The sequence below is a fragment of the Bradyrhizobium sp. BR 10261 genome (assembly GCF_019455395.1).
Lineage (GTDB): Bacteria > Pseudomonadota > Alphaproteobacteria > Rhizobiales > Xanthobacteraceae > Bradyrhizobium > Bradyrhizobium manausense.
The window spans coordinates 1-20,167 of the sequence record NZ_JACOFQ010000057.1 but is presented as its reverse complement, the minus strand read 5'-3'; the positions used below and the strand labels follow the sequence as shown (position 1 = coordinate 20,167).

The window sequence follows — 20,167 nt, the reverse complement described above, 5'->3', positions numbered from 1 at the left end:
GCAGCAACACTTCAGGCTCGCCGCGCGGCAGGCCCGTGTCAGGATCGAGCGGCACGGCATAGAGCGCGCCGCGCGCGGTGTCGGTGAAATAGCCTGTGGCGCCGTCCGGCGAGAAGCAGATCGAGTTTGGGATGCTGATGCCCGGAAACAGCATCAAGATCTTGCCGCGGTGGAGCGCGTAGATCGCCCCCAGACCTCGCTCGGCCTTGCGTCCCATCGTTCCGATCCAGAACGTTCCGGATTGATGCACCCGGCAATCATTGGAGCGTGTCGCGGGATTGTCCGCCTCCAGCGGGCAGAACATCGTCATTGCGCCATCGGCGAGTGTGCGGATGTAACAGCCATCCTCGGCGACAACGAGCTGGCGCTCGGCATCGATCCGCCCCAGCGCGCTCGCCATCCGGCCCAGTGCGTGGATTCGGATCGCACCGCTGCCAAGATGCGCCTGGAACAGCTTCCCCTCGCGAATGTCAAACCACCAGGCGGTGTCGGTGGCCACGTCATAGGTCGGGCCTTCACCGAGATGACATCGCTCGGTGGAGAGAATGGTCGTCGGCACCTGCTCCATCATGGCGTCCTCGCTGCGAAGCGATAGACGGTGTGATGTCGGTAGACACTGCCGGGGTCGAGGCGCGGGCTCGGAAAATCCGGCCGGTTCGGCGAGTCGGGCCACATATGCGGCTCCAGGCACAAGGCGTCCGATTGACGGATCAGCTTGCCGCCCTTGCCCGCGATCGTGCCGTCGAGATAGTTGCCGGAATAGACTTGCAGGCCGGGCTGGTCGGTGAACAGCTCCATGATCCGTCCTGAAAGCGGTGCTTCCAGCCGGGCCGCAAGCGCGAGCTTGCCATCGCGCGCGAGGCAATAAGTGTGATCATAGCCCCTGCCGTTTCGCAATTGCAGATCGCCCTCGCGGATGAGCGCGCCGACGGGGTGAGCCTCGCGGAAGTCGAACGGCGTGCCGGCTACGCTGCGCGGCGGTTCCGGTAGCGGGATGGCGGTGGGATCGATAGCGAGGAAATGGTCAGCCTTGACCGTCAGCCTGTGATCGAGGGTGGACGCGCCCGAGCTCGCGCCTTCCAGATTGAAGAAGCTGTGATTGGTGAGGTTCACGATGGTCGGCCGGTCGGTCCGTGCCTCCATGATCAGCGACAGCTCGGTCGGGCCTGTGACGCGATAGGTCAGGCGCACCTCGAGCTTGCCGGGATAATTCTCCTCGCCATGCGGGCTCGTATAGGCCAGCGTGACCGCAGGGCTGGCGCCGCCATCGATCTCGGCAATGTCCCAGATCTTGCGGTCGAAACCGTCGAGGCCGCCATGCAGCGCGTTGGGGCCGTTGTTGACGGCAAGCTGGAAGGTCTCGCCGTCCAGCGAAAACCGGCCGTTGGCGATGCGGTTGGCATAGCGGCCAACGGTGGCGCCAAAGAACTTCCGTTCAGCGAGATAGCCGGCAAAGCTGTCGTGGCCGAGCACGACGTCGTCGGTGCCGCCCTTGGCATCCGGCGTGATCAGCGCCTGGATCACGGCGCCATGGGTGATGATGCGGGCCTCAAACCCGCCCTCCCCACGCAGCACGACACGCTCGACACTGCGTCCATCCGGCAGTGTTCCGAACACGTCCTTTGCTATTTTCGCAGCAGCCATGTCTAGTCCACAAACGGTTCGACGATAGTACGCTTGCCGAGCAGGAAAGAGTCGGCGACGAGGCGAAGTGGTGCCAGGTCGACATCGCTCACGCCTGATGCCGCGAGCTTGACGAAGTGACGGTAGAGTTCTCGATATTCCTCATCAGGCGCGTCGGCAACAACCTTGCCGTCGATCTCCATGATCCTGCCACCACGAGACAATGTCATCCGGCCCTGATCGGTTTCCGCCACGATATCCCAGCTCTGCGGCCCGGTCTGACGAAAGTCGAACTCGGCTGTAACAGGCAGGCCGCCGATGTCGGTCAGCGTCAGGTTGGCGGCAATCGGCGACTGGCAATTGGCCGGAAAGGCAAGTTCGGCCGCAGTGACGAACACCGGCTTTGGCAATATGCGGGTCAGGATCGAGAGCGCATTGATGCCGGGATCGAACACGCCCAGCCCGCCCGGCTCCCAGATCCAGGTCTGGCCGGGATGCCAGACGCGGACATCTTCCTTCCAGATGATGTGAACCGACTTGATCCGGCGCGTTGCCAGCCATTCGCGGGCCGGCTCGACCGCCGGGGCGTGGCGCGAATGCCAGGTCGCAAACAAGGTGCGCTTTGCGTCGACCGCCATTGAGATCAACGGATCGAGCTCTGCAACGCCGATGCCTGGCGGCTTCTCCAGCATGACATGCTTGCCGGCGGCGAGCGCTGCGGCAGCCTGGGCGCGGCGCACCTGCGGCGGTGTGCAGAGCGACACCGCATCGATCTCCGGACCCTTCTCCAGCAGCTCCTCGATGGTCGCAAAATGGGGCAGGCCGGGCAGCAAGGCGTTGCGGCTCGCGACGGCGGCAAGTACCGCGCCAGGCGTCGCGGCGATCGCGCCGACATGCTGGTCGCGCGCGATCTTGCCGAAGCCGACGATGGCGATACGAAGAGCTGTCACGGATGTTCTCCAGGTTCTGCGGGCGCGGCCGGTGCCGTCTCGGCCGCCGTGCCCTTATGCCGGCGCATGCCGTTGTGAATGACGAAGGCCATGGCCTCGGCCGCCGCGTCGGCGTCACCTTCTGCGATCGAATCGACGATCTTCTGGTGCCAGAGCAAGGTAATCTCGCGGTCTTCCGATCCCGCAGGTGCACTGAGCATGAATGCCGTGCGCAAGGCAGCCTCGATCACATGACCGATGGAGCGCATGAACGGATTGCCGGACGCTCGCGCCACCGCAAGGTGCAAGGCGAGGTCGGCCTCGGCAAAGTCGACGGACTCGGACGTCTCCTGCCGCATGCGGTCCATGCTGCGCCGAAGCTCGGCGATGTCTTCTTCCGAACGGCGCCTGGCCGCCAGTGCCGCCGCGCGGGGCTCGACCGCAAGACGTATCTCCGCGAGGTCGTTGAGAAAGCGCCTGTCGATGCCGGCGTCGAGATGCCAGGCCAGCACATCGGCGTCGAACATGTTCCAGGCGGCACGCCCGCGTACAACGGTGCCAACCCGCGCCTTGGTGGTGAGCAGGCCCTTGGCGACCAGCGTTTTCACGCTCTCGCGCAACACCGGACGCGACACGCCGAACATCGCCGTCAGCTCGGCATCGCCCGGAAGCCGCACGCCTTCCGCATACCGGCCAGCGATGATGTCGACGCCGATCGAGCGGGACACTTCCGCGTGATTGGAATGGGCCCGTCGTGTCGGGATGACGACGATGCGCGAAGTCATGAGGCTGCTCCCGCGCGCGTTGCCACTGGCCGGCGCGCCAGCGCGACCAGGCCCTGCTGAAGTGCGATGAAGGCGAACAGCAAGATCCCGGTCGCGATCTTGGTCCACCAGCTCGACAGCGTGCCGTCGAAATTGATGTAGGTCTGGATCATGCCCTGGATCAGCACGCCGAGGAAGGTGCCGATCACCGAGCCCTGCCCGCCCGTGAGCAGTGTGCCGCCGATCACAACGGCAGCGATGCTATCGAGCTCGACACCGACAGCGGAAAGCGAATAGCCGGCGCTGGTGTAGAAGGAGAACACGATCCCGGCAGTCCCTGCCAGCAGGCTCGACAGCATGTAGATCTTTATCGTCATCTTGCCGACTGCAACGCCCATCAGGCTCGCGGTCGCCCGGCCACCCCCGAGTGCATAAACATTGGCACCGAACCGGGTGAGACGCAGCAACAGGATGCCACCGATCAAGATCACGAGCATGATGATCGCGATCGCGCTGAGCCGCCCGCCCCCGGGCATCCGCAACGCAAAGTCTGACACGGTCGAATAAACAGGCGCCGTGATCGGCACGGATTCCGTCGAGAGCAGGAAGCTGGCGCCGCGCGCCAGGAACATGCCGGCCAACGTCACGATGAAGGGCGGCAGGTCGAAAACGTGGATGACCGCTCCCATCGCCGCACCAAAGGCCGCCGAGAGCACGAGGATGGCGACGAAGGCAACCAGCGGCGGCACGCCCCAGCGTTCGATCGCCAGCGCAACGAACACAGTGGTGAAGCCGATCACCGAGCCGACCGAGAGATCGATCCCGCCGGAGATAATGACGAAGGTCATGCCGGTCGCGACGATGCCGAGGAAGGCATTGTCGGTGAGGAGATTGCCGACCACGCGGGTCGAGGCAATGTTGGGAAACTGCATCGCGCAGAGCGCAAAGCCCACGAAGAGCACAATGGCCGTGATCAGGACGGGCGGGAGGCCTTTCATGGTTTCGCCCTCCGCAGCCGCGCCATGATGCCGGCAAAGCCGGACAGATTTGGCGATTGCAGCAGCAGCACCGCGAGCACCACCACGGCCTTGACCAGCAAATTGAACTCCGGCGGGTAGCCCGATAGCAGGATGCCGGTGTTCATGGTCTGGATGATCAGCGCACCCAGCACGGCCAGAACGAGGCTGAAGCGGCCGCCGAACAGCGAGGTGCCGCCGATCACGACCGCGAGAATCGCGTCGAGCTCGAGCCAGAGGCCAGCATTGTTTGCATCTGCCCCCATGATGTCGGCCGCGGCGATCACGCCCGCGAGCGAGGCGCAGACGCCGCACCAGACATAGACCGCCAAGATCATCGCGCGGGTACCGACGCCGGCAAGCTCGCTCGCGCGTGCATTGCCGCCCGTCGCCTCGATCAGGAGTCCGAGTGCCGAGCCGCGGACCACCGCGCCCGTGAGGATCAGCATGCCTAGCGCAATCGCGATCGGGACCGGAACGCCGAGAATGGCACCGTTGCCGAGCCAGACCAGGTCCGGCGAGCTGAAGGTCACAATGCGCCCCTCGGTGATCAGCTGGGCAATGCCGCGCCCTGCCACCATCAGGATCAGCGTCGCCACGATCGGCTGCATGCCGAGCACGGCGACAAGAAAACCGTTCCACAATCCGCAGACGAGGCCGGCGCCGAGCGCGGCCGCCAGCACCACCGGCAGGCCGTGACTATCGGCGAGGCTTGCGGCGATCGCGCCGCAGATGGCCATCACCGCACCGACCGAGAGATCGATGCCGCGCGTTGCGATCACAAGCACCATGCCGAGCGAGAGCAACGCCACCGGCGTGCCGCGATTGAGCACGTCGATCAGGCTGCCGAACAGGCGGCCGTCCTGAAGACGCAGGTCGAAAAATTGCGGCGATACCACGCGGTCGACCGCGAGGATGACGATCAGCGCCAGGATCTGGGCAAGGCCGCGGCGCGGCAGCAGCATCGTCATGCCCGAGCCTCTTTCGCTGCGCCATCGGCGGCGATGGCCGCGAGGATATTGGTGACGTCGATGGCCTCGCCCGCGAGCTCCTCGACATGGGCGCGATCGCGCAGCACGACCACGCGATCGGAATAGGTCACGATCTCGTCGAGCTCGGAGGAGATCACGAGGAGCGCCAGCCCGTCGTCGCAGAGCTCGCGGATCAGGCGGATGATCTCGGCGTGCGCGCCGACATCGATGCCTCGCGTAGGTTCATCCAGCACGAGGAGCCGCGGCGACGTCGCGAGCCAGCGCGCCAGCAGCGCCTTTTGCTGATTGCCGCCGGAGAGCAGGCCCACCGGGCGCTCGGGATCGGGCGGACGGATGTCGAGCATCTTGACGTAGCGGCGGGCAATCTCGTCCTGCTCACGGCGCGACAGCGGCCGATGCAGGCCGCGCTTGGCCTGCAGCGCGAGCACGATGTTCTCGCGCACGGTGAGCTCGGCGACGATGCCGTCGGTCTTGCGCTCCTCCGGGCAATAGCCAAAGCCCTGGCGGACGCCGTCGCGCGGCGACTGCAGTCGCACGGGGGCACCCTCCACCCTCGCCTGCCCGCCATCGGGGCGCTCGGCGCCGAACACCAGCCGCGCCGTCTCGGTACGGCCCGAGCCGAGCAGTCCGGCAAGGCCGACGACCTCGCCATGACGCAGCTCGAGATTGAACGGCGCGACATAGCCGGCCTTGCCGTAATTCTCGAAACTCGCACAGACCTCGCGCGGCGGACGGTCGTCTGCCGCCGCCCGCGCGCTGGTGGTTTCGGCGAGCTCGCGCCCGAGCATCATCCGGATCAGCTCGAGCCGGGGCAGCGAGGCCGTCTCGCGCTCGCCGACCAGGCGGCCGTTGCGCAGCACCGTGATCCGATCGGAGATCTCGTAGACCTGATCGAGGAAATGGCTGACGAAGACAATGCCGATGCCGCGCCTGGCAAGCTGACGCATGATACCGAAGAGGATCTCGACCTCATGACGGTCGAGGCTCGCAGTCGGCTCGTCCAGAATCAGCACGCGTGCGGAAAGATCGACGGCGCGCGCGATCGCGGTGACATGCTGAATGGCGACCGAATAATTGCCGAGCGGCGCTGCGACATCGATGTCGAGGCCAAACTCGGTCAGCAGCGCTTTGGCGCGGCGGCGCATCTCGCCTTCGCGCACGATACCGAATCGCATCGGCTGGCGGTCGAGAAAAAGGTTCTGCGCGACCGAAAGGTTCGGCAGCAGATTGACTTCCTGGTAGACGGTGGCAATGCCGGCCTCGAGCGCAGCCTTGGCCGAACGCGGCGCGACCTCGTCGCCGCCCAGCCGAACAACACCGGCATCGCGCGGGAACACGCCGGTGACGACCTTGATCAGCGTGGATTTGCCGGCGCCGTTCTCGCCGAGCAGCGCATGGATCTCGCCCGCGCGAAGCGTGAAGTCGACCTCCTGCAACGCGCGCACCGCACCAAAGCTTTTGCTGATCCCGCGCACCTCCAGGAGCGGCGGAGCAGGACCAAGGCTGTTCTCCATAACGACGTCACTCCCACCGGCGCCCGCTCATGCTGCGGACACCCAGCCTATTCGTTCGCGCGACGGTTGCGAAGGGGGTTTGCCGGACCACGGAGCGTGGTCCGGCAAGACGCCTGCCTCAGTAACCGAGGCCCTTCTTGCTGTCGTATTCCTTCTGCGGATTGTCAGTAGCCGTGAGCAGCCTGGATTCGGTCTGGATCCACTTCGGTGGAACCGTACCCTTCTCCTTGAAGGCCGCGACGGCGTCGAACGCCGGGCCGGCCATGTTCGGCGTCAGCTCGACCGTGGCATTGGCCTCGCCGGCGACCATCGCCTTGAAGATATCAGGCACTGCGTCAATCGACACCGTGAGGATGTCCTTGCCCGGCTTGAGACCGGCTTCCTTCATGGCCTGGATCGCGCCGACCATCATGTCGTCGTTGTGGGCGTAGACCGCGCAGATGTTCTTGCCGCCGCCCTCGGCCTTGATGAAGCTCTCCATGACTTCCTTGCCCTTGGCACGGGTGAAGTCACCGGTCTGGCTGCGCACAATCTTTAGATTGGCGTGCTTGGCGATCGCGGTGTCAAAGCCCTTCTTGCGGTTGGCGGCAACGCTGGCGCCGACCGTGCCCTGCAATTCGACGATGTTGCAGGCCTTGTCGCCGACGGTCTTGGCCAGCCAGTCGCCGGCGACCTCGCCTTCGTGGACGCTGTCCGAGGTGACGGCGGTGAGATAGAGGTCCTTGCCTGAGGGATCGATGTCGCGGTCAAGCAGCACGACCGGAATCTTGGCTTCCTTGGCTTCCTTCAGCACCGCATCCCAGCCAGTCGAGACGACGGGGGCGAGGAAGATCGCATCGACGTTCTGCGCGATGAAGGAGCGGATCGCCTTGATCTGGTTTTCCTGCTTCTGCTGCGCGTCGGCGATCTTGAGATTGACCTTGCGCTTGGCGGCCTCCTGCTTGGAGACCGAGGTCTCGGCTGCGCGCCAGCCGGATTCCGATCCGATCTGCGAGAAGCCGACGGTGAGCTCTGCGGCGTTCGCCGGCAGTGCAAGCAACAACGCGGCGGTGGCGCTGGCCGCAAAAAGGGCTTTGAGGGTCATGAGGCGTGTGTCTCCCAAGTGGTTATCCGGGGCGTCCACGGTATCATGACACCCTCAGGCCGGCCTTCAGGGCGGCGGAAGGGACTATTCCACGGAAGCCGGCGTCCGTATAGTCATATTATTTGACTATTTGGTCGAATAATCTGGACGAGCGAAATACACACGCATAAAGTTAATATTATACCGCATGCAACTTAAAGATCAACTCGTTTCTACGAGACAACATCGTCATGGCTGGGCTCGTCCGGGCATGACGATCTCATGGAAATTCGCGTGTGTGATCCGGTGCGATCAGCAGCAGGCAAGCGAAAAAGCTAGATCAGCTTGCGCTGCGCAAGATTCTTCATCAGTGCGCCGATGCCGAACGTCCACGGCTCGCACTCGTCGCTGGTCCGCATGCGGTTGACGAGCTTGCCGAGTTGCGGGGCGGCAATCGTGACGATGTCGTCGCGCTTGTGGGTGAACCCCTGCCCCGGCGCATCGCGATCCTTGACCGGTGCGAACATCGTGCCGAGGAACAGCACGAAACCGTCAGGATATTGATGCACCTTGCCGATGGTCTGCGCGACGAGATCGGTCGGATCGCGGCTGATCTTGCTGATCGAGGAATGCCCGTCGAGGACAAAGCCGTCAGTCCCCGTTACGTTCAGGCTGATGTCGAGCTTGCGCGCGTCATCGAGCGTGAAGGTCTCGTCGAACAACCGCAGCAACGGGCCGATTGCGCAAGAGGCGTTGTTGTCCTTGGCCTTCGACAGCAGAAGCGCCGAGCGGCCTTCAAAGTCGCGCAAATTGACGTCGTTGCCGAGCGCACCGCCGACGATCTTGCCGCGACTGGAGACGAACAGCACGAGCTCCGGCTCGGGATTGTTCCAGGTCGATTTCGGATGCAGCCCGGCATCCATGCCGGTGCCGACCGAGGAAAGCGTCGGCGCCTTGGTGAAGACCTCGGCATCGGGGCCGATGCCGACCTCGAGATATTGGCTCCAGGCGTTCTGATCGATCAGCACCTGCTTCAAATGCATCGCCTGGTCAGAACCCGGCTTGAGCTTGGACAGATCGTCGCCGATCAGCCGCGTGACTTCCTTGCGAATGGCTTCGGCCGAGGCCGGGTTGCCCTTGGCGCGCTCCTCGATCACGCGTTCCAGCATCGAGATCGCGAAAGTGACACCCGCGGCCTTCAGGGTCTGGAGATCGACCGGCGCGAGCAGCCAGGGCTTTTTCGGATCGCGCCCATCAGGTGCCGTGTTGGCGACGATGGCTTCGAGATCGCCGATGCGTTCGCCCCTGATCGCGGCAAGCGCCTGGGCCGGATTGTCCTCCTCGCAGAGGGCGCTGACGGTCGGAAATCTGGCGGTGACGTCGAAGACGCCGTCAGCGCGCACCGCGACCACGGCCGGACCGTTCGCCTGCGGCAGCCAGACGCGGCCGACCAGCGTTCCCTTCGTTCCGTCTTCGGGGAGAAGGTCTTGAACCGTCAAATTCGTCATGGCCGGCGTCCTCGCTGTTTTTCGGACCAGCCCCTTTCGCAAGCGGCCGATCCCATTGGCGAAGACAAATAAACGTCTGGCAGGGGAAGTCCAGAGTGGCAGGATGCCTCGCTGCTATACCCCTGCCCGCGCCTTCCGCGCCGCGATCTGCTGCAGCGCCCAGCGCGCATTCTTGCGGACATCGGGATCGGAATCGTCAGCGATAACGGCCAGGAACACTTCGCCGTCCGCGTGGGCGATTTCGCCGAGTGCAGCGGCCGCCTCTTTGCGCAAATTCGCCTGGTCGTGATTGACGCAATTGCCGATCGGACGCACCGCACGCTCGATCTTCATCCTGCCGAGGCTGCGAATTGCCTTCAACCGCACCTGCCAGAATTCGTCACCGAGCGCGCTGACAAGCTGGTCGGCTGCGAGCGAACCATTGGTGTTGAGACCCAAAGTCTCGGCCGCCATCTCGCGCACCATCCAATCCGAATCCTTCAGTGCGCGGGTGATCGTCTCCGCTGCCGGCTTCATCTGCGAGAACGCCAGCGCGCTGACGGCGGCACGCCGAACATGCGCATCGGGGTCGTTGATCAGTGACGTCAACGCGGGGATCGATTCTTCCAACTTGAGGAATCCGATCACGCCGATCGCCTGCACGCGGACGGCAGCATCGGTGTCCTGCAGCGCTTCGAGTGCTGGCTTGAGGGTGTCCTTGCAGCGCAATTCCTTCAGCGCGCGCAGCGCGCCTATGCGAACGAAGGCGTGGGCATGCTTGACGAGCGGCAGGATGACATCGGCGCAGGCGGGATCCTTGAATTCCGCCATGCTGTCGGCCGCGGCCGCCGCGACGATCCTTTCCGGATCGACCAGCAGCTTCACCAGCGCGCTTGCCGCCTCCGGCCCATCGAACTCGCCGAGTGCCATCGCCACTTGTTGGCGCACGCCGGCGTCTGGATCGGCCACCATATTGGCGAGGTGCGCGACGGCCGCGGGATCGCCGGAATGGCCGAGCGCGATGATCGCGACGCGGCGCTCGGCAGGATCGGCGGCCTGGAGCCGCTCGTCGGCATCTTCGAGATCGTCGTAAGATTCGAACGGGCTCGACATGATCACCTCAACAGATAGGGAATGTTGACAGTAACCGCGCCGGTCGGACAATCGGCCTCGCAGGGCATGCAGTACCAGCACTCATCATAGGCCATGTAGGCCTTGCCGGTCATGTCGCTGATGCGCAGCACGTCGAGCGGGCAGACGTCGACACAGACGGTGCAGCCTTTGTCTGCGATGCATTTGGCGTCGTCGACAACCACCGGAACCGATGTCTGATAGGACGCGAGAGGCATGTGATGTCTCCTGTTGCTCTGTTGCGGTGGATCAGGCAGTGGCGCGGATGCGCTGCTTGTCGTAGAGATCCTTCTCGTCGTCGGCGATCGGGACGACGTAAGGTTCGACGGCGCGCTTCTCACTGGTCATCTTGCCGTTCTGCTTGCTCAGCAGCGTGTGGCAGAACCAGTTCTCGTTGTCCTTCTCCGGGAAATCGGTGCGCCAGTGGTAGAGGCCCCAGCGGCTCTCCTCGCGATAGAGCGAGGCATGCACGGCCATGTCGGCGCAATCCATGATCGACTGCACTTCCAACGCGCGGAGCAGCTCATGCGCGTTGCGCGCGATCATGCGCTCCCGCATGTCCTGCCGCGTCTCGGCGAGGCGGCGCATGCCGAGCTCGTATTTGCGCGTGACCTTCGGCGGCTGGAGATAATCATTCACCAGCCGGCGGGTCTTGTATTCGACCTGGTTCGGCGGAATGCCGTCCTCGCGTTTGGTCGGTGCGAGCACGCGATCGCGCTCCTTGGCGACATCGGCCGCATCGAACTCGGCAAAGTCGTGATTGTCGGCGAACTCCATCGCGTCGATGCCGGCGACCGAGCCGTTGGTGAAAGCGCCGAGCATGTAATTGTGCGGCACGCTCGCCATGTCGCCGGCGGCGTACAGGCCCGGCACGGTCGTGCGTGCGTTGTCGTCGACGAACACGCCGGAGGCGCTGTGGCCGGAGCAGAAGCCGATCTCCGAGATGTGCATCTCGATCGATTCGTTGCGGTAATCGACGCCGCGCCCCTGCTGGAACAGACCGCGGGTGGGCCGCTCGACCTTGTGCAGCGTCGATTCGATCTCCGAGATGGTGTCGGGATGGAGATGCTTGAGCTGGAGGAACACCGGCCCCTTGCCTGACAGGAGTTCGTTGTAGAACTCCAGCATCATCTGGCCGGACCAGTAATCGCATTCGATGAAGCGCGAGCCTTCGTTGTTCGCCGTGAAGGCGCCGAAGGGACCGGCGACATAGGCGCAGGCCGGGCCGTTATAATCCTTGATCAGCGGATTGATCTGGTAGCATTCGAGGTTCGCGAGCGCAGCACCAGCGTGATAAGCCATGGAATAGCCGTCACCGGAATTGGCTGCGTTCTCGTAGGTGCCGAACATGTAGCCGGAGGTCGGCAGGCCAAGCCGGCCGGCGGCGCCCATGCAAAGGATCACGGCCTTGGCCTTGATCACCAGGATCTCGGCGGTGCGGGTGTTGACGGAGATCGCGCCGGCAATGCGGCCGTCAGACGATTTCAGCAGCCGCGTCGCCATGTAGCGGTTGGAGATCAGGATGCGCGCGCGGCGGAGCTGACGGTACAGCGCCTTCTTCACGGTCTCGCCGTTTGGCATCGGCAGCACATAGGTGCCGATGTGGTGCACCTTCTTGACGGCGTAGTCGCCGTTCTCGTTCTTCAGGAAGCGGATGCCGAAACTGTCGAGCTCCTCGATGATCTTGTAGCAATTCTGGGCATATTTATAGACCGCCTTCTGGTCGACAATGCCGTCATTGGCGATGGTAATTTCCTTGGTGTACTGCTCCGGCGTCGCGTAGCCGGGGATGACGGCGTTGTTCAGTCCGTCCATACCCATCGAGATCGCGCCTGAGCGCTTGACGTTGGCCTTCTCGAGCAGAACGACGTTGGCCTTCGGGTTCTTCAGCTTCGCCTTCAGCGCCGCCATCGGGCCGGCGGTGCCGCCGCCGATGACGAGCACATCGCAGGAAACCTCCGAAAGTCCGTCGACGATCTGATCTAGTGCCATCGCTTGCTCCTGGTCCGCCGGCATCTCCGGCGCCTTTGCATCAGATTTGTTCAGGTGGTCGTCCGGCGATAGCAATTAGTTGTCGCCGAGACGCGATTTGCGCCTCAGCGCTCGACGAAGGCCTTTTCGATGACGAAATGACCGGGCTGGCTGTGATTGCCCTCGACAAAGCCGCGCGCGGAGAACATCGCGTGCAGTTCCTCGAGCATCGCCGGACTCCCGCACAGCATGATGCGGTCGGTCTCGATATCGAGGCCGGATTGGCCGATCTCCTCGAACAGCTGGTTGCAAGCGATGAGGTCGGTGATGCGGCCGCGATTGCGGAACGGCTCGCGGGTGACGGTCGGATAATAGACCAGCTTGTCGCGGATCAGGGGGCCGAAGAATTCGTGATTGCGCAGGCCATCGACGACGTGCTCGCCATAAGCGAGCTCGGAGACCTGGCGGCAGCCATGGGCGAGCACGATGGTCTCGTAGTTCTCGTAAACGTCGGGGTCCTTGATCAGGCTGGCGAAGGGCGCAAGGCCCGTGCCGGTCGCGAGCAGCAGCAGGCGTTTTCCCGGGATGAGATTGCCGGTGATCAGCGTACCCGTCGCCTTGCGGCCGACCAGGATGATGTCGCCTTCCCGGATCTTTTGGAGCCGCGAGGTCAGCGGGCCGTCCTGCACCTTGATCGAGAAGAATTCGAGCGCTTCCTCGTGATTGGCGCTGGCCATGCTGTAGGCGCGCATCAACGGCTTGCCCTCGACTTCCAGACCGATCATCGCGAACTGGCCATTCTGGAAGCGGAAGCCGGGATCGCGCGTCGCGGTGAAGCTGAACAGGGACTCGGTCCAGTGCCGGACCGACAAAACCGTTTCCTTCTGAAATGCGCTCATGGTCTCTCCTTTGATCGCGCGCAGGTTCTCGGAGAGAGGCGAGTCCGGCAATTCGGAAGTGGAATTCCCGGTCGATTAGTTTCACATTTCGCGAGAGGTGATTGAAGAGCAGGCGGCAAGCCGTCCGATCGCATGCTCTCGCTGGCAATTAGTTGCTATCCGCGCGCGCCGGCGGCGACGTAAACAGTATGAGGAGGTTCGTCATGACCATGACCCTGATGGCGCCAACCGTGGCCGACTACGAAGCAAGCGCCGATCTCGCGACGCTCCTCGTCCGCACCACCGAGGGTGATGCCCTCAGCGTTCCCGCCGAGAAACTCCGCCTTTCCTGCAAATGCGCCCACTGCACCCGTGCCCGCTTCGACGAACGTTTCCCTGAACGGTTTCCGGGAATCGCCATCACCGAGATCGGCGACCTCGGCTATGGGCTGAACATCTCGTTTTCGGACGGACACAACAGGGGGATTTACCCGAAGCCCTATCTGCTGAGTCTGGCGGGGCGGTAGGGTCTTCACAAACTCCGCTGTCATTCCCCGCGAAGGCGGGGAATCCAGTACGCCGCGGCTCCTCCGTTTCCCCACTGACGCCTCTGGGATACTGGATCGCCCGCCTTCGCGGGCGATGACAGCGGGGTGAATGGCGTGCACCAAGCTCCCCATCTGGCACGGACATTGCTCATCTGTAGAACGATTTGAGCGTTCCGGAGGCAGACAATGTTGCAGGCGGCAAGTGCAGTGCGCGGGGCGGTTCCCCCGGCAGTCCGACCTGTGGCTAGTTCCTCGCTGCTGCTGACGGAGAACCGGCAATGGATCGGAGGGCCGCCGGCGCTGATGGACAAGCTCAGCCCACGAGAGCGGGAACTGGTGCTGAAGCAGGGCCGGCGAAAGGTGCTTAACCGCGGCCAGACGCTGTTCAGCCAGGGCGGTAAGCATGACGGCATCTGGCTGATCGAAAGCGGCCGCATCCGTGTGTTCTACACCTCGCCGCAGGGGCGCGAGATCACACTTGCCTATTGGCATGTCGGCAACTTCGTCGGCGGGCCCGAAGTGTTCGAGGGCACGGTGCATCAATGGTCCGGCGTCGCGTCGAGCAATTGCAGCGTCGTACACCTGCCCGGAAGGGAACTGCGGTCCCTTGCTGCGGAGATCCCGAACCTCGCGATCGGTCTCATTGAAGGCCTGACTTTCAAGGGCAAATGCTATTCGGCGCTGGCGCAGATGCTGGGAACTCGCTCGATCACGCAGCGCCTCGCACATCTGCTCCTGCACCTCGTCGAGCTCTACGGCGTCGAGGATGCCGAGGGCCGCGTGATCGCGGCCGCCTTCACCCATGCCGACATCGCCCACATGGTCGGCGCCACCAGGCAATGGGTCACGATCAGCCTGAAGCGGATGCAGGAGAAGGGAATCGTCGTCACCAAGCGATCGCAGATCGTGGTCTGCCGAACCGACGTGCTGGAGGAGATGCGCGGCCAAGCCTCCGACTGAAAAAGCCGACCAGGGCCGGTGCACAGGCAAGCGGCTTTATAGTGCAGGACTGCCCAAGGACTATGCAATCAGCTTTTCCCGGCAACTAATCGACTACCTCGGTCATTCCGGATTTGCCCTGTCCACGCCCTCCCCCAATCATGGCAACCGCAGCACATCCAACCGAATGAGGATGAGAATGGTCCGCCATCTTCCCACGCTCTCGATCGCGATGTCGGTGACGTCGCTGGCGCTAAGCCTCGCCCAGCCGGCCTCGGCGGAAACCGTCACGCTCGGCATCGGAACGCAGGACACCACGACCAACACAGTGACCGCGGGCGTCGTCATCCGGCAGCTGCATCTTCTCGAAAAATATCTGCCCACGTCAGGCAAATACGCCAACATCAAGTTCGAGCTGGAGTGGCAAAATTTCACGTCTGGTCCGCCCGTCACCAACGCGATGATGGCGAACAAGCTGCAGATCGGCATGATGGGCGACTATCCGCTGATCGTGAACGGCTTCACCTTCGAGAGCAACCCTGAAAGCAAGAGCCGGCTGATCGGCATCGCCGCATACAGCCTGTCCGGCTCCGGCAACGGCATCGTCGTCCACAAGGACTCGCCCTACTACGATCTCGCCGACCTCAAGGGCAAGCTGGTCAGCGTGCCGTTCGGCTCCGCCGCGCACGGCATGGTGCTGAAGGCGATGCAAGACCGCGGCTATTCATCCGATTTCTTCCAGCTCGTCAGCCAGAGCCCGGAGGTCGGCTCGACCAATCTCCAGGAGAAGAAGATCGACGCCCATGCCGACTTCGTCCCCTTCGCAGAGCTGCTTCCCTTCCGCGGCTTCGCGCGAAAAATCTTCGACGGCGTCGAGACGAACTTGCCGACCTTTCACGGCATCGTCGTACGCACGGATTTCGCCGAGAAATATCCTGAAGTCGTCGTTGCCTATTTCAAGGCGCTGATCGCCGCCAACCAGTGGCTGCGCGACGATCCCAAGCTTGCTTCCGAGAAGATCCAGGAATGGACCGGCATCAACAAGGAAGTCGTCTACATCTTCCTGGGACCGAGCGGCAACATGACCACCGATCCGACGATCAAGCCGGCGCTGATCGAAGCAGCCAGCGCCGACGTCAAGGTGCTGCAAAACCTCGGCCGCATGAAGGAGTTCGATCCAAAGAAATGGGTCGACGACAGCTACATCCGCAAGGCCTACGCCGAGATGAAGCTCGACTATGACGCGCAGCTGGGCAGCACCAAGAACTATGAGATCAGGGGCGAAGACGCCTTCTGCAAGAAGCCGATCAACGATCCGCGCAAGGCGGGCGAGGTCTGGGTCGATGAGGCCGGCATCATGCCGTTCTCGTCCGCCGCCTGCACGCTCGGGGCTTATGCCGACTTCAAGGCCAAGGGTAAGAAGATCAACGTCGCTTACGTCTTCGACACCACGCGCGGCATCAAACTATTCGCCGACCAGGCCTTCTTTGCGGTCGGCAATGGTGACGTCGCCCCGTTCCTACTCAAGAAGGACGCCGAGGCCTATGCCGCCAAGATCAGCGGCAAGGTGCTCGGCTTCGAAGACGCGGTAAAGGCAGCCGTCAGCGGAGGAAAGACGTGAGCAGTCCCGCCCTCGTCAGACATCCCGAGGACAGTATGCCGGCAACAGCAGCACTTGCACAGGCGGGCCCCGCGCCAGCCGCCACCCCACCCGCGCCACCGCCATCCTTCGGCATGGTCGCGCTGCGCTGGTACCGGCTGAACCAGGGTCGGCTTCGCGCGACCGCGATCGGCATCATCTCGCTGATCGCCTTCCTGCTGGTCTGGCACCTGCTCACGACCTATCGCGTCGTGTTCTTCGTGCGCTTCACCAACGTGCCCTCCCCGCTCGCGGTCTATGCGAGCTTCGCCAAGGCGATCCACGATCCCAAATTCCTGATGCACATCTTGCTGAGCTGCCGGCGCATCTTCATCGGCTTCTCGCTGGCCGCTGTTGTCGGCGTGCCGCTTGGCCTGATCATGGGCCGCTTCAAGCTGGCGCATGAGATCATCTTTCCCGTGGCCGAGGTGCTGCGGCCGATCCCGGCGATCGCCTGGGTGCCGATGGCGATCATGCTGTGGCCGACCAACGAGCAGAGCATCGTCTTCATCACCTTCCTCGGCTCGTTCTTCCCGATCCTGGTCAACACGCTGCACGGCATGTCGCTGGTCGACCCCGTGCTGGTGCGCGCCGCACAATGTCTCGGCGCGCGCGAACGGTCGATCTTCCGCGAGGTGTATTTTCCGGCCTCGCTGCCGCACATCTTCACCGGCCTTACCGTCGGCATGGGCGTCGCCTGGGTGTCGCTGATCGCGGCCGAGATGATCTCGGGCCAGTACGGCATCGGCTATTTCACCTGGGAGGCCTATTCGCTGGTGCAATATGCCGACATCGCGCTCGGCATGATCGCGATCGGCGTGCTTGGCCTCGGATCGAGCCTGCTGATCAGGGGTGCGGGACATCTGGTGATGCCATGGAGGTCGACGAGATGAGCGAGATGCTTGCGAGCGCACCGAAGGGCCATATCGACGTCAAGAACTTCTCCCTCAGCTATGACAGCATCGAGGGGCCGGTTCAGGCCGTCACCGACACGCAGATCCATGTGAAGCCGGGCGAATTCGTCTCGATCGTCGGGCCCTCCGGCTGCGGGAAGTCGACGCTGCTGAACGCAGTCGCCGGCTTCCTCAAACCCACCACGGGAATCGTCACCGTCGACGGCGAGCGTGTGAACGGCCCCAGCGCCGAACGCGGCATGGTGTTCCAGCAATATTCGCTGTTTCCCTGGAAGACGGTGCGAGAGAATGTCGAGTTCGGCCTCAAGATGCGCGGCATGCCGCGGTCGCAGCGCGAACGGGCCGCGCGCACATTGCTCGGACTGGCTGGCCTGGAAGCCTTCGAAAAGCATTATCCGGAGAAACTGTCCGGCGGCATGAAGCAGCGCGTCGGCATCGTCCGTGCGCTCGCCACGGGACCGAAGGTGCTGCTGCTCGACGAGCCGTTCGGCGCGCTCGACGCGCAGACGCGCGTCATCATGCAACAAATCCTCACCAATATGTGGCAGCGCCTGAAAATCTCGGTGCTGTTCGTCACCCACGACATCGACGAGGCGATCTTCCTGTCCGACCGCGTCTACTGCATGACCGCGCGCCCCGGCTCGATCAAGGCGGAGATACCGATTCCCTTGGAGCGGCCGCGGCAGCAATCGATGATGATGTCGTCGGAATTTTTGGCACTGCGCCGCGGTCTGATGTCGCTGATCCGCGAGGAGAGCCTGAAGGCGATGGGCGGCGAGATCAACGACATGGGCATGCAGGGACTCAACATCGAGCTGCACGGGCATTCGCTGGCGGACGTGATTTGATTTAGCGATTCTGCATGCGGCGATGACAGTCTCGTAGGGTGGGCAAAGCGGAGCGTGCCCACCGAAATTCGCCTACGGAGACAGGTGGTGGGCACGGCGCTTACGCGCCTTTGCCCACCCTACGGCGGCCTGGCTCTGATCACTTGAACCAGTGCACCAGCGCGATGCTGATGCCGAGCAGCAGCATCAGCGAGAGCGTCACAGCCGCCGTCACCCTGCCACCAACATTGGCGAGCACGCGCACGTCGACGCCGAGGCCGAGGGCCGCCATCGACACCACAGTAAGGAACGTCGTGATCTTCGTCACCGGCGCGACCACTGTGCCCGGCACGATCTCCAGCGAGCGCAAGGTCGCGAGCGCTAGGAAGCCGAGGATGAACCACGGGACCAGGCGGAAGAAGCCGACATTGGTCTTCTTGGCGCCGGCCTGCCAGCGCGAGGCGACCAGCGAGAGGCCGACGACCACGGGGCCCAGCATCAGCACGCGCATCAGCTTGACCAGCGTGCCGATCTGCGTGGAGATCAGGCCGGCCGGCACCGTCGCCGCGAGTACTTGCGGCACGGCATAGACGGTTAGGCCAGCGAGAATGCCGTACTGCGTGGCGGTGAGCTGGAGCAGCGGGATCAACAGCGGCAGGCCCAGCACCATCATGACGCCGAGGATCGCAGTGAAAGAGATCGAGGATGCGATCTCGTCGCTGCTGGCGCCGATGATCGGCGCGACCGCCGCGATCGCCGAATTGCCGCAGATCGAATTGCCGCAGGCAATCAGGATCGACAGCCGCGTCGATAGCCCGAGCATGCGGCTCAGGCCGAAGGAGACGCAGAGCGCGATCACCACGACTGCAGCGATCGAGGCGAGCAACGCGATGCCGGAGGCCGCGATGGCGGCAAAGCTGATGGAGGCGCCGAGCAGCATGACCGCGACTTCAAGCAGCTGCTTGGCACTGAAGGCGATGCCGGCCTGCCAGCGCGGCGCCGGCTTCCAGAAGCTGCGCAGGGCCATCCCCAGCAGGATCGCCATCACCAGCGCCTCGATATAAGGGTGCTCGAACACGCCGAGTTCCGCCCGCTCCAGCAGGGCCGAAACACCTGCGACAAGGATGCAAAGGAGAATGCCGGGAATCAGCGCGACGATACGGCTAAAGGCCGTGGTCGGCTTGGCGTCGGCCGGGCTGGATGCTTGATTCTGCGACACAAATCTCTCCCAGAGGAGAAAGATTTATACGCACGGCGCTCGCGTTGGGGAATAAGTTTTCGACATATCAGGGCCGAGGGAAGTTTGATCCTCGGCGCGGAATAACCCGTCTCAAAACAGCGGTCCGTCTCAGAAGAGCAGGTCCGTATCAGAAGAGCAGGTCCTTGGCGAGCGAAGCCACGTGGCTGAACCTGTCATAGACGCCCGGCTCGAAGAACGCAGCACGCGCGAGCACGATGCCTGCGACCAGCGTCCAGAAGACGGTGGTGCCGGCCCGAAGCAACAGCTTTGAGCCACGCGATTGCGACCGGCTGTCCGTCGCGGACACCAGCTGCTCGCCGAAGGGCTCAAATCCAGTGCGTTCCATGGTCGTCAATCCATCAATTTCTGGATGGAATGTCGTCGTTTCGGCCCCAAACAGCAATGGAAGCGATTGGCGTTTTTGGCCCCCTGAGGGGAAACTCCTTCCGCAGGAACATCCCACGGCAATAGTTTTCTTCTTTCGCCCCATTTGGCACCGGAGCCTGGACCCGGAAGCCGGCCGCATGGACGATTCCATCCGGGTCGACTAGCCTGCCTTCGCCCGCCGGTCCGCCGCCGGATCGCCGGAGATCAGAAGAAGACGATGAACATCGAATCTCCCCGCAAGCCCCTCGACCTCGCCTCGGCCATTGCGGAAGGGGATATCCGCTGCCTCCTCATGGTGCTGGTGC

At 63.5% G+C, this 20,167-nt stretch carries 20 protein-coding genes; 5 read left to right on the top strand and 15 right to left on the bottom strand.

The features are described from left to right. From HYH07_RS35865 to HYH07_RS35805, 13 genes are all read right to left on the bottom strand, one after another. Positions 1-568: SMP-30/gluconolactonase/LRE family protein (locus tag HYH07_RS35865; RefSeq protein WP_220006867.1), on the bottom strand; the 568-nt coding region annotated here is incomplete at its 3' end. Further along, entirely contained in the window at positions 568-1,644 is a 1,077-nt protein-coding gene (locus tag HYH07_RS35860) for an aldose epimerase family protein (protein WP_220006866.1), read from the bottom strand. The genes HYH07_RS35860 and HYH07_RS35865, both read right to left, overlap by 1 nt. A 2-nt stretch (positions 1,645-1,646) precedes the next feature. Further along, on the bottom strand, positions 1,647-2,573 hold the full coding sequence (locus tag HYH07_RS35855) for a Gfo/Idh/MocA family protein (protein WP_220006865.1): 927 nt from the start codon (positions 2,571-2,573) through the stop codon (positions 1,647-1,649). Then, positions 2,570-3,337 (bottom strand): FadR/GntR family transcriptional regulator, encoded by a 768-nt coding sequence (locus tag HYH07_RS35850; protein ID WP_057758954.1) that lies wholly within the window; start codon positions 3,335-3,337, stop codon positions 2,570-2,572. Before HYH07_RS35850 ends, HYH07_RS35855 begins: the two co-directional genes overlap by 4 nt. Next, complete coding sequence (yjfF, locus tag HYH07_RS35845) at positions 3,334-4,314, bottom strand: galactofuranose ABC transporter, permease protein YjfF (RefSeq protein WP_220006864.1); 981 nt, start codon at positions 4,312-4,314, stop codon at positions 3,334-3,336. Before yjfF ends, HYH07_RS35850 begins: the two co-directional genes overlap by 4 nt. Next, a complete protein-coding gene (locus HYH07_RS35840) occupies positions 4,311-5,303 on the bottom strand; it encodes an ABC transporter permease (protein ID WP_220006863.1) in 993 nt (330 codons plus the stop codon). The genes yjfF and HYH07_RS35840 overlap by 4 nt, the downstream gene beginning before the upstream one ends. After that, on the bottom strand, positions 5,300-6,838 hold the full coding sequence (locus tag HYH07_RS35835) for a sugar ABC transporter ATP-binding protein (RefSeq protein ID WP_220006862.1): 1,539 nt from the start codon (positions 6,836-6,838) through the stop codon (positions 5,300-5,302). Before HYH07_RS35835 ends, HYH07_RS35840 begins: the two co-directional genes overlap by 4 nt. Before the next feature lie 118 nt (positions 6,839-6,956). After that, entirely contained in the window at positions 6,957-7,922 is a 966-nt protein-coding gene (ytfQ, locus tag HYH07_RS35830) for a galactofuranose ABC transporter, galactofuranose-binding protein YtfQ (protein WP_057758962.1), read from the bottom strand. A gap of 314 nt (positions 7,923-8,236) precedes the next feature. Continuing rightward, positions 8,237-9,409, bottom strand: coding sequence for a fumarylacetoacetate hydrolase family protein (locus HYH07_RS35825; RefSeq protein WP_220006861.1), 1,173 nt, complete (start codon positions 9,407-9,409; stop codon positions 8,237-8,239). Positions 9,410-9,523: 114 nt separating this feature from the next. Beyond that, on the bottom strand, positions 9,524-10,501 hold the full coding sequence (locus HYH07_RS35820; RefSeq protein WP_220006860.1) for a HEAT repeat domain-containing protein: 978 nt from the start codon (positions 10,499-10,501) through the stop codon (positions 9,524-9,526). 2 nt (positions 10,502-10,503) lie between these two features. Then, positions 10,504-10,737: a ferredoxin family protein gene (locus HYH07_RS35815; RefSeq protein WP_008141081.1), complete on the bottom strand. Its 234-nt coding sequence runs from the start codon at positions 10,735-10,737 to the stop codon at positions 10,504-10,506. 31 nt (positions 10,738-10,768) lie between these two features. Then, positions 10,769-12,511: a fumarate reductase/succinate dehydrogenase flavoprotein subunit gene (locus HYH07_RS35810; RefSeq protein ID WP_220006859.1), complete on the bottom strand. Its 1,743-nt coding sequence runs from the start codon at positions 12,509-12,511 to the stop codon at positions 10,769-10,771. A 104-nt stretch (positions 12,512-12,615) separates the two neighbouring features. Beyond that, the gene (locus tag HYH07_RS35805) at positions 12,616-13,389 is read right to left on the bottom strand and encodes a ferredoxin--NADP reductase (RefSeq protein ID WP_220006858.1); all 774 of its coding nucleotides are present in this window, start codon (positions 13,387-13,389) and stop codon (positions 12,616-12,618) included. Positions 13,390-13,598: 209 nt separating this feature from the next. Here HYH07_RS35805 and HYH07_RS35800 point away from each other — a divergent pair, with 209 nt between their 5' ends. From HYH07_RS35800 to HYH07_RS35780, 5 genes are all read left to right on the top strand, one after another. Further along, positions 13,599-13,895, top strand: coding sequence for a DUF971 domain-containing protein (locus tag HYH07_RS35800; RefSeq protein ID WP_220006868.1), 297 nt, complete (start codon positions 13,599-13,601; stop codon positions 13,893-13,895). A 207-nt stretch (positions 13,896-14,102) separates the two neighbouring features. After that, positions 14,103-14,876 carry a Crp/Fnr family transcriptional regulator gene (locus HYH07_RS35795; protein ID WP_220006857.1) on the top strand — a complete coding sequence of 258 codons (774 nt, stop codon included), beginning with the start codon at positions 14,103-14,105 and terminating at the stop codon, positions 14,874-14,876. A gap of 178 nt (positions 14,877-15,054) precedes the next feature. Next, positions 15,055-16,476: an ABC transporter substrate-binding protein gene (locus tag HYH07_RS35790; RefSeq protein ID WP_220006856.1), complete on the top strand. Its 1,422-nt coding sequence runs from the start codon at positions 15,055-15,057 to the stop codon at positions 16,474-16,476. Next, positions 16,473-17,387 carry an ABC transporter permease gene (locus HYH07_RS35785; protein ID WP_220006855.1) on the top strand — a complete coding sequence of 305 codons (915 nt, stop codon included), beginning with the start codon at positions 16,473-16,475 and terminating at the stop codon, positions 17,385-17,387. The genes HYH07_RS35790 and HYH07_RS35785 overlap by 4 nt, the downstream gene beginning before the upstream one ends. Continuing rightward, complete coding sequence (locus HYH07_RS35780; protein ID WP_409363932.1) at positions 17,369-18,256, top strand: ABC transporter ATP-binding protein; 888 nt, start codon at positions 17,369-17,371, stop codon at positions 18,254-18,256. The genes HYH07_RS35785 and HYH07_RS35780 overlap by 19 nt, the downstream gene beginning before the upstream one ends. Before the next feature lie 139 nt (positions 18,257-18,395). Here HYH07_RS35780 and HYH07_RS35775 read toward each other — a convergent pair whose 3' ends face one another. Together HYH07_RS35775 and HYH07_RS35770 are read right to left on the bottom strand one after the other, a co-directional pair. Beyond that, positions 18,396-19,454 carry a putative sulfate exporter family transporter gene (locus HYH07_RS35775; protein WP_220006853.1) on the bottom strand — a complete coding sequence of 353 codons (1,059 nt, stop codon included), beginning with the start codon at positions 19,452-19,454 and terminating at the stop codon, positions 18,396-18,398. Between the two features lie 148 nt (positions 19,455-19,602). Next, the gene (locus HYH07_RS35770) at positions 19,603-19,821 is read right to left on the bottom strand and encodes a hypothetical protein (protein WP_220006852.1); all 219 of its coding nucleotides are present in this window, start codon (positions 19,819-19,821) and stop codon (positions 19,603-19,605) included. Between the last annotated feature and the right edge of the window lie 346 nt (positions 19,822-20,167).

Bases quoted from the DNA above. Each gene is read 5' to 3' on its own strand.
- HYH07_RS35805 (WP_220006858.1), bottom strand. From the start codon at position 13,389: ATGAGCGCATTTCAGAAGGAAACGGTTTTGTCGGTCCGGCACTGGACC.
- HYH07_RS35825 (WP_220006861.1), bottom strand. From the start codon at position 9,409: ATGACGAATTTGACGGTTCAAGACCTTCTCCCCGAAGACGGAACGAAG.
- HYH07_RS35780 (WP_409363932.1), top strand. From the start codon at position 17,369: ATGGAGGTCGACGAGATGAGCGAGATGCTTGCGAGCGCACCGAAGGGC.
- HYH07_RS35840 (WP_220006863.1), bottom strand. From the start codon at position 5,303: ATGACGATGCTGCTGCCGCGCCGCGGCCTTGCCCAGATCCTGGCGCTG.
- HYH07_RS35800 (WP_220006868.1), top strand. From the start codon at position 13,599: ATGACCCTGATGGCGCCAACCGTGGCCGACTACGAAGCAAGCGCCGAT.
- HYH07_RS35795 (WP_220006857.1), top strand. From the start codon at position 14,103: ATGTTGCAGGCGGCAAGTGCAGTGCGCGGGGCGGTTCCCCCGGCAGTC.
- HYH07_RS35810 (WP_220006859.1), bottom strand. From the start codon at position 12,511: ATGGCACTAGATCAGATCGTCGACGGACTTTCGGAGGTTTCCTGCGAT.
- HYH07_RS35770 (WP_220006852.1), bottom strand. From the start codon at position 19,821: ATGGAACGCACTGGATTTGAGCCCTTCGGCGAGCAGCTGGTGTCCGCG.
- HYH07_RS35860 (WP_220006866.1), bottom strand. From the start codon at position 1,644: ATGGCTGCTGCGAAAATAGCAAAGGACGTGTTCGGAACACTGCCGGAT.
- HYH07_RS35815 (WP_008141081.1), bottom strand. From the start codon at position 10,737: ATGCCTCTCGCGTCCTATCAGACATCGGTTCCGGTGGTTGTCGACGAC.
- HYH07_RS35835 (WP_220006862.1), bottom strand. From the start codon at position 6,838: ATGGAGAACAGCCTTGGTCCTGCTCCGCCGCTCCTGGAGGTGCGCGGG.
- ytfQ (WP_057758962.1), bottom strand. From the start codon at position 7,922: ATGACCCTCAAAGCCCTTTTTGCGGCCAGCGCCACCGCCGCGTTGTTG.
- HYH07_RS35820 (WP_220006860.1), bottom strand. From the start codon at position 10,501: ATGTCGAGCCCGTTCGAATCTTACGACGATCTCGAAGATGCCGACGAG.
- yjfF (WP_220006864.1), bottom strand. From the start codon at position 4,314: ATGAAAGGCCTCCCGCCCGTCCTGATCACGGCCATTGTGCTCTTCGTG.
- HYH07_RS35850 (WP_057758954.1), bottom strand. From the start codon at position 3,337: ATGACTTCGCGCATCGTCGTCATCCCGACACGACGGGCCCATTCCAAT.
- HYH07_RS35790 (WP_220006856.1), top strand. From the start codon at position 15,055: ATGGTCCGCCATCTTCCCACGCTCTCGATCGCGATGTCGGTGACGTCG.